Origin of the sequence: Streptococcus sp. ACS2 (assembly GCF_000525585.1) — a bacterium.
In the GTDB taxonomy this organism is placed as follows: Bacteria; Bacillota; Bacilli; order Lactobacillales; family Streptococcaceae; genus Streptococcus.
Window position 1 is genome coordinate 1 of the sequence record NZ_JALT01000020.1, and the last position, 8,588, is coordinate 8,588.

Here is an 8,588-nt window from a genome sequence, read left to right on the forward strand (position 1 = left end):
TAATAAGTTGATTAAAGACATCAAACGGTTGGGCTTCGGTTTTAGAAACTTCATCAACTTTAAGAAACGTGTCTTCATCACTCTGAACATAAAAAAAGAGAAGACCTATCAGGTCCTCTCTAGATGTTAGCTTTTCGTCACCCACTACAGTTGACAAAGAGCCGAAAAAAGCCACCACAAAAAGTGATTGACTTCTTTCATTCATTAATCTTAATTTGACACGTAGCCTTTTCCTTGAGCGTTAAAGTATACCCATTGCCCTGAAGGAATTTTAACCCAACGATTAATAGCCTTTTCCCCTGTATGAACATCATAGTAAGAGATTGAGCCATCAGGATTCGCAGCTGTTGCACCTTTCACTTGCTTACCAGTTTGGTCAAAGTAAAGGTTTTGGCCGTTGATCGTCTGTTCGCCAACAACAAGTTCACCTTTGGCATCAGCATAGTACCAGTTGTTGTCTCCAGTAGTGAAGAAGGTTGAGACTAACTTATTACCAGTAGCTCCATGGTAGTATGAACGGCTGCCATTCGCATTTGTTGCAAAGTCACCTTTAACCTGTTTACCATCAGTAGCAAAGAAGAGTTTTTGACCGTTAATCACTTGAGCTCCTGTAACGACATTTCCCTTATCATCAGCATAATACCATCTATCATGACCGGTAGTGAAGAAGGTTGATACCAATTTATCACCAGTATTCCAATGGTAGAATGAACGACTACCGTCAGTGTTCGTTACGAAGCCACCCTTAACTTGACGACCATTTGCATCAAAGTAGAGGTGTTGACCATTGATGACCTGAGCACCTGTGACATTACGTCCATGTGAGTCTGCATAGAACCAGTTGTTGTCCCCAGTAGTATAGAAGCCTGGTGTATGTGCCTTAGTCACAACACCCTTAACATCGATATTAAAGGTTTGACCATTAACTACTAGTGATGTATCCACAAGTTTCACACCTGTAATGGCATCGTAGTATGAAGTCGTACCATCAGGATTGTTCACAAACTCACCTTTAACTTGTTTACCTGACTCATCAAAGTAGAGCTCGTCACCATTGATGGTTTGCGCACCACGAAGAACATCACCTTCGTTATTTGCATAGTAAGTGGCATCACCAACTTGGAAGAAGCGATTCTTAACTTGAACACCTTTTTCATTGAAGTAAAGGTTTTGTTTACCTACCTTAGTAAATCCAGTGGCAACATAGCCCTTATCATTAGCGTAGTACCAGTTACCATCTTGTTCAAAGAAGCCTGAGTACTTACGTTCACCTGAATCGCCACAGAAGAACATCAAGTGGCCGTCTTTTGTAGGAATGAAGATGCCTTTAGCTTGGTAACCATTGTCATAGAAGTATTTTTCCTTACCTTCTACTTCAGTCAAACCAGTAGCCATGATGCCACCTTTGAAGAAGTATTGGTAGAATTTCTCTTCCTTACCACTATCATCTTTAACAGTAACTTCTTTCCAACCAGTTTGAGTCGTCAATTTACCTGACTTACCATAAACCAATGATTGACCTTTGGCATTTTTAATAACACCATCAGTAAACATAACACCATTTGGCAAGAAGAAATAGTTTGAACCGTCGATAGCTTGTTCACCAGTTACAAGGTAACCCTTATCGTTAAAGTAGTACTGTTTGCCATTATATGTCACAAATTGACTCTTAGCTTGAGTACCAGATGTTGTATAATAAGTTACCCCTGTACCATCATAAGCAAATCCAGTTTTAGCTTTTGTATCACCAGTCAAGGCAGCTGGAAGGAAGGTACCTTTATCGTTAACGGTGAAGTACAATTTACCATCGCTGAGAACGTAGTCTGAACCACGTTTTTGGATGTTTGTACCGTTAAAGTACTTAGCTTCCCATTGTTTAATCTTCACAGATGGATCAATTGTCTTACCTGACGCTTCCATAACTTCTTTGAAGATTTCTGGATAAAGTTTTTGAAGTTTGTCGAGGAAGGCCCCACCATACTGTGCTTGGAAATCATTTCCTGATGACTTGGTATTTGTCACATAGAGCTTATTAACCAAGCTAGTATCATCAAGCACCTTACCATGCGTATCTGTACGAGTAGCTGTCACTACTTCTTTACCTGGGAGAGTATACAATTGGTCTGGAACCCAGTCAGCAATGACTTGAATACCTTGTTTGTGAAGAGCCTTGAGGGCATCACGAAGATCTTCTTTTGAACCATATTTATTGTTTTTGCTCATGGCAAAGTCGTAACGGTCTGTGAAGGCATAACCATTTTCAATAATAGAATCAAGGAAAGTGCCATCCTTAGATGAGACATATTGAGGTGCAATCTCAAATGACGTAATACCCCATGACTTGAAGAGGTCTGCGTTAGCTGCAATCAATTTGTTAGTATATTGACTATCCTCTTTGACAAAGTCTTGGAAGTTTGAGAAACCTTCGTAAATCACTTGTGCTTCAAGTGCTGCAGAAGAGCTATAAACCTTATCCCCTTCTTTGTAGGCTTTTGTTGATGGTTTGGCAAGAACGTTTTGATCGTCAGTCGCACCTACTGGTACCCAAACTGAAAGGTAACCACTCATATCAACAGTCTTAAAGCCTTTGATTTCATCAGCTGTGAAGACAAGATTTCCTTGTGCATCTGTGTATTTAACAATCTTAGTATCTGAATCATTCAATGAGGACACGATACCTTTATCCGTACCAAGCAAGAGTGGACGGTAGGCTTGGTTCTTGTGGGCTGCACCCATATTTACAGTAATTGTTTCACCATCTGCTAATTTCAAATCTGGGTTATTAGCAATGAGGGTCAACATACCAGAATTACGACCGTATTTTCCACCTTCTGTATCAGTCTTAGACATCAAATCTTGACCATAACGGACAGAAACCAAAACTTCTTTATTGTCTTTAGCAGACGATACGCCATCTCCAGCAAGATTGTGGATATAAGATGTTTGTCCACCAGCTACATATTTAGGACGCGCTTTAAGAAGAGTTGTGATTTGATCAAAGTATGGTGATTTCTTAGCCATGTACTGACCATTATCAGTATACAAGTCTCCATAATAAACACGTGTTGCTGCACCCATTGTTTGAAGCATCAAAGCATAAGCTCCAGGAATATTTGAATGCGTATATTCCTTATCCACTTTCAACATATCAGCATTATAAATGTCAAAAGCTTGTTTCAATTGATCTAATGTAAAAGTAAATCCATCTGTTGTAGGATCAATTTTTTTGCTGATAATGTCTGCGATAACCGTTTGAACTTCTGAGTCGTGTGCACGAACAAAGAGATAGGTTGCAAAACCAAGTTGATCATATGATGTAACTTCCGCACGGTTTGAAAGACCGAAATAACCACCGTTAATAAGGTCCTTCATTGATGCATTACGAGCACCTGTACCTTTATTAGTTACTGGACGAGTCAATCCATGAACAATAGACAAACGGAGACCATTATCCATAGAAAGGGCAGCTGTATTATGTTCGTCCACATAATATGGGTCGTTTTGAGACCAAGCTTCAAGAATTGAGATATTAGCAAGGGCACGTGCTTCAGACTCATTGACCTTGTAAGCAGCCTTCATGTATGAAGACACTAATTGAAGCATATCGATGCTGACATTGTCCACAGCATCAACACGGATACCATCAAAGTGAGCATCTTTGTCCTTGTCACCAAAGACGATTTGTCCCCAGTTCATGAAGTAATACAATTGGTTAAGCATTTCAGCTTGCACAATTGGGTTTGAGTTGTCGATATCGCTTGATAGCAAGAACTCATAACCAGCATCACTACCACTCTTGATCTTATCGTTTGCCAAACGACTTGTTGCCGTTTGGTCAAGTTTACGGTAGTCTGAGTTAGCCCACTTCGTTAAATCACTATTAACAAAGAGGAGAGCCCCTTTTTGGAAGTGTTCTTTACCTGGAGATTCAGAGTTAATGTCCCATTTATCTTGGTCTTTAACAAAGGCCTCGATTGACTGACGCAACCAGTCTGTTGACTTATTAGCAGCAATCTTAACCTCAATCTTACGTTGAATGATTTGAGCAGCGGCATTCAAGCTAGCTTGAGAATTTTCAATCGTAAAGACATCTTTTGTTTCTTCACCATTGCTAAGAGCCTTAGTCATGTAGTTCAAGTAAGCTACTTGAGTATCCTTATCAGGCCACCAAGACATCAAAAGTGGGCGAAAATCTTTTTCAGTTGACGCTTTCCAAGTTGTTCCTGCTTCAAGGATTTCTTTTGGACGGTACCAACTATCAGCTGTCAAATAACCATCAACAAGTTCAAAGCTTGCTTTTGTTGAATCGTAAGCAGCATTGTTTTTAGTAAAATCAGTGACAAGATTTGTTGTTTCTTGTGTGAATGAATAAGTTGATGTGCTTGAAAGGACACCATTCTCATCAAAATAAAGGACCTGACCATTTACAGTAATGGCAAAGTTTTTCTTATGTGATCCATCTTCTAAAAGATAGTAATATTTACCATCTTTTTCTTTTTTAATATTATCGAGTGAGACTGCAGCTTTAATTTCAGCTTCAGAAAGCTCTTTAGACTTCTCAGTCGTTGGAGCGGCTACTCCAGCATTTGCAGCTACTTCAGATGTTGTAGCTGTTTCTGGTTTAGCGGCTACTTCTGGCTTAGCAGTCGTTTCAGGTTTGGCTTCAACCTCTACTGCTGCAGCTCTATCACTAGTTGCTCCTGAATTTGGTTGAACTGTCGTTTCAGCTGGTTTATCAGCAGTAACTGCTGCTCGGTCTGTTGTTGTGGCATTTGAAGTATTTGCCACCTCTGTTGTTGTGCCTACCTCTTTTTCAACCACAGGATTTGTATTTTCCCCGACTGTAGTTGTTGAAGGTGATCCATTAGTATTATTTATTTCTTCTGCCGAAACAAGTGAAGACGTGGTAACACTAGCACCAACAATGGTAGCCAAGGCTACTGAAGCAACCGCTAAAGTAACCCATTGCTTCTTCACTTTGTGCAGTTTATAGCGTACTTTATTTTCCATATTCAATTTTTCCCCAATATATTTTTTGTCTAAAAATCTACACCTTAAAGACTCATTCATTATATCATTTTTTAGCGCCAAAAAAACTTGATAAATCTTATTTTAACGAGTTTTTTACTATCTTAATGAAAGATTAAATAATTGTCATGTAATCGAATTGGATACTGTCAATAATTTTGTGTAAACACTCAAGTAGAGTTGAAGAATGTTAATCAAATAAGCTTTCAAGTGTGTCAGCACATTGGCCAAACCCTTTGTGGATACGTTGACTTTGCTTGAAATTATAATTTTCAAACAAAGTAACTAAATAACGTTCCAGAGCCTCCTCGTTAGGAGAGTGGGACAGAAATCGGTAATTCGTTAGAAGTCGATTTCGTCGTCACACCTCCGCACAGTTGAGTAGGGCTGTAAAAACTGATGAAATCAGCGTAGTAGAGCCCACTCAACCACTGCGTCTTGCTCGACAATCCAAAGACAATTAAGAGGCTAGGACTATTGTCCCAGCCTCGTTTGACGTTTGATTTCTTTGTTAAGAGACTCAATGAGGTTTGTCGAATAAATGCTGTGCCAAATCTGGTAGGGAAACTGATAAAAAGTTAAAAGATTATCCGTATTCTCCAGACTTTCCATGACTTTCCTATACTTTGGTTTCCATTCAGCGATAAAGTCCTCCAAAGCTAGGACTGCTATTTCTAAATTTTCAGTACGATAAATCGTTTTAAATTGCTTCAAAATAACCGCTCTATCTGCTCGTTTCACTTTACTAGCTAGATTTCGACTAATATGAATTAAGCAACGTTGTTGTTTAGCTAATGGGTAAGCCTGACTGATCATCTGCTCAAGCCCCTTGAAGCAATCGGTCGCTACATGAGAAACCTGTTGAATGCCTTGTTTTTGAAGCTTATCTAACAGGGTGGACCATGAATCATTGTTTTCATTTGGGGCGATTTCATATCCAAGAACAACCTTCTGTCCTTCTGGTGTAATGCCAAGTGCGATATGAATACATTCTTTATTAACGGCTCCACGTCTTAATGGAAGATAGGTTCCATCAAGAAATAAAACAGAGTAATTGGCTTCTAAGCTTCTCTCATGAAAAGCAGAGACATTCTCCTGAGTTGTTTTTGAGATATTAGAAATTGTGGCAGGACTATAGTGATGACCATCCATTCGCTCGATGATGTCGCTAATTTCTCGAGTCGTTACGCCGGTTTGATAGAGTTTGATAACCATCTCTTCCAAGTGGTCATCTCGACGTCCATAAGAGGGGATCAAAGCTGGACTAAAGTTTCCATTACGACTATTACCAGAATTATAGCCTACTTTATCGTAAGGCTCATACCCTAAAAGGGCTGACAATTCTGCTTGAAGCGGATCATTCATCGCCGTTTCAAGAGAAGTACGGAAAAATTCATCAATATCTTGCTTTTGGGCTAAGAAGTTAAGTAGTTCTGTGCTAAACTGAGTCATAGGAATAAATCTCTTTCTAGTAATGTTTCGCAACTCTACTATAACGGATTTATTCCTTTTTGTGTTTACACAACATATTGTATACTATCCTCTGCAAAATATAGATATAAACATTTTATTCTATTTTGTACAGAAAATAACAACAAATGACCATATTCCTTGCCTATTTTCAATCATTTTGATACTCTACAATTGGAGGTATATATGACTAAACAAAAAATAAATCAAATTGTCGGTTCCATTGGGGCCTTTATCGGGATTATTGTATTTATCGCCTACATCCCACAAATTTTTGCCAATTTACAAGGCAACAAAGCTCAACCATTCCAGCCTTTATCCGCAGCAGTATCTTGTTTAATTTGGGTTCTTTATGGATGGACAAAAGAACCCAAGAAAGATTGGATACTAATTATTCCAAACTCAGCTGGTGTGATTTTGGGTGGACTCACTTTTTTGACTTCACTTTAACAAATTTAATAGTATGTATAAAAAGCTGAGATGAGTTTCTCAGCTTTTTCTCTATTCTCAGATAATTAAACGCTGCACTCACTAACTTCCGCTTTTCCATTCACAATCATTCTCATGGTCATCAACTAGACCTGCCGCCTGTAGAAAACATACTAAGATTAGTAGTGAAGAAATCTCCGACGGGAGTGAGTACTCACTACTTTTTCTTTGTGTTAAAGTAGAGGTGTCTTGTGAAGTCGTGGCTTCTTTTGGCGCTAGACGCCGTAAAAAAACTGGCAAGACACCTGTTTTAGATGGAATTTTATCAAAGTATGTTGGACGCTAGACGTCGAGTATTGAAAATGAAATCACTAAAATAAGGAATCATTCAAGACAAAGAGGTAAACATAATGCGGACAGTTTTTGGAATTGATGTGAGTAAAGCAAGCTCAAAAGTCGCTATTCTTGTGAATGGTGAAAGGGTTCATGGCTATACTATGTCTAATGACATTATCGGATTTTCTCGTCTACTGAAGGACTAAAGACCGTGAGAAACCCCGAAATTATTTTCGAAGCTAATGGTGTCTACTCTTGTCGACTTCAGGCTTTTCTAGAAGAAAACAGCTATGACTATACACGTCTTAATCCTTTGGAAGCTAAAAAGCAACTTGACAGCTTACGAGTCCGGAAAACCGATAAAATTGACGCAGGGAAACTAGCTTCGTCACAATTCGTTTTAAACCGTAAGCCAATTTATGTTCAAGAAAAGTCTATCAAAACTTGCATGATCTTAGCCGGTTCTACCAAAATCTGACAGAGGATATCGTAAGGACGAAGAATAGGCTGCACAAAGTTCTTCAAGTCGCCTTCCCAGAAATCGAGATTCTACTATCTACTCCTGCAGGTGAGCAATATTAGAATCTCGTGTCCATCTTCCCAACAAAGCATTAGGTGCTGGAATTATCGGAAGTTGAGTTGAAAGAGACTATTCGCCAGTCAACCTCTAAACGCATTTCAGAGAACAGAGTAGGTAACTTGGCTGAGAAGCTAGTTGGACTGGTAAAGCAATCTTATTCTGCCATTTCAAAAACCTCTCCTATAATAGAAGAGGTTAAGTATAATGCACAGAAACTTATGGCTCTATAATTTCTGTAGTGGGTAAAACCACTGTAGAGATTATGGAGCTTTTTGAGTGTAAACAAAAAGTCCCATAAGAACTATAATGAAAAGCGACCAAACCATCATTAGGAAGAACTCATGAGACTTATTAAGAATACCACAGAATTAATCGGAAATAAAGAGTAAAATATTAAGGTTTCCCTTGTTTTTGAAACTGTCACTCATATCCAGATTTAAACAAAACTAGATTACCCTATACCACTATATCCACTCTAGATATTAGCTTTTCGCCACTCACTATAATTGATAAACAGATTAGTCAAAACCACCCTTGAGAACCGGTGGCTTGCTCTTCGGCTAAAAGCCTCTGCTACCGGCCGAGGCCTAAAGGCCTACCGAATGGTTTCCCTTCAGCACTACCTTTGCTAGCTGACCCGACTAGTGGGTCTCTTTAAGACTACTTTCTTTTATTCTTCTCACCTGTAAACAGATCATATTCCTCAAAAAGACTGAGCCGATCTGCTATCACGTCTTCTTGTAAT

At 39.0% G+C, this 8,588-nt stretch carries 2 protein-coding genes and 6 pseudogenes; 3 read left to right on the top strand and 5 right to left on the bottom strand.

Annotation, left to right across the window (positions count from 1 at the left end):
- A pseudogene (locus HMPREF1517_RS10445) lies at positions 1–130 on the top strand (ISL3 family transposase); the annotation flags it as partial.
- A gap of 80 nt (positions 131–210) precedes the next feature.
- Here the strand turns inward: HMPREF1517_RS10445 and HMPREF1517_RS03805 are convergent.
- The 3 genes and pseudogenes from HMPREF1517_RS03805 to HMPREF1517_RS03810 form a co-directional block, all read right to left on the bottom strand.
- Positions 211–5,010 carry a glycoside hydrolase family 70 protein gene (locus HMPREF1517_RS03805; protein WP_037599401.1) on the bottom strand — a complete coding sequence of 1,600 codons (4,800 nt, stop codon included), beginning with the start codon at positions 5,008–5,010 and terminating at the stop codon, positions 211–213.
- Positions 5,011–5,218: 208 nt separating this feature from the next.
- A pseudogene (locus HMPREF1517_RS10450) lies at positions 5,219–5,357 on the bottom strand (IS256 family transposase); the annotation flags it as partial.
- Positions 5,358–5,513: 156 nt separating this feature from the next.
- Positions 5,514–6,480 (bottom strand): annotated as a pseudogene (locus tag HMPREF1517_RS03810) (IS256 family transposase); the annotation flags it as partial.
- A 204-nt stretch (positions 6,481–6,684) separates the two neighbouring features.
- Here HMPREF1517_RS03810 and HMPREF1517_RS03815 point away from each other — a divergent pair.
- The gene (locus HMPREF1517_RS03815; RefSeq protein ID WP_037599404.1) at positions 6,685–6,948 is read left to right on the top strand and encodes a SemiSWEET family transporter; all 264 of its coding nucleotides are present in this window, start codon (positions 6,685–6,687) and stop codon (positions 6,946–6,948) included.
- A gap of 81 nt (positions 6,949–7,029) precedes the next feature.
- On the opposite strand, the pseudogene HMPREF1517_RS10775 reads toward HMPREF1517_RS03815, so the two are convergent.
- Positions 7,030–7,095: pseudogene (locus HMPREF1517_RS10775) on the bottom strand (DNA-3-methyladenine glycosylase I); the annotation flags it as partial.
- 242 nt (positions 7,096–7,337) lie between these two features.
- On the opposite strand from HMPREF1517_RS10775, the pseudogene HMPREF1517_RS10240 reads away from it, so the two are divergent.
- Positions 7,338–8,070 (top strand): annotated as a pseudogene (locus tag HMPREF1517_RS10240) (IS110 family transposase); the annotation flags it as partial.
- A 433-nt stretch (positions 8,071–8,503) separates the two neighbouring features.
- Here HMPREF1517_RS10240 and HMPREF1517_RS10640 read toward each other — a convergent pair.
- Positions 8,504–8,588, bottom strand: a pseudogene (locus HMPREF1517_RS10640) (IS200/IS605 family transposase); the annotation flags it as partial.

Bases quoted from the DNA above. Each gene is read 5' to 3' on its own strand.
- HMPREF1517_RS03805 (WP_037599401.1), bottom strand. From the start codon at position 5,010: ATGGAAAATAAAGTACGCTATAAACTGCACAAAGTGAAGAAGCAATGG.
- HMPREF1517_RS03815 (WP_037599404.1), top strand. From the start codon at position 6,685: ATGACTAAACAAAAAATAAATCAAATTGTCGGTTCCATTGGGGCCTTT.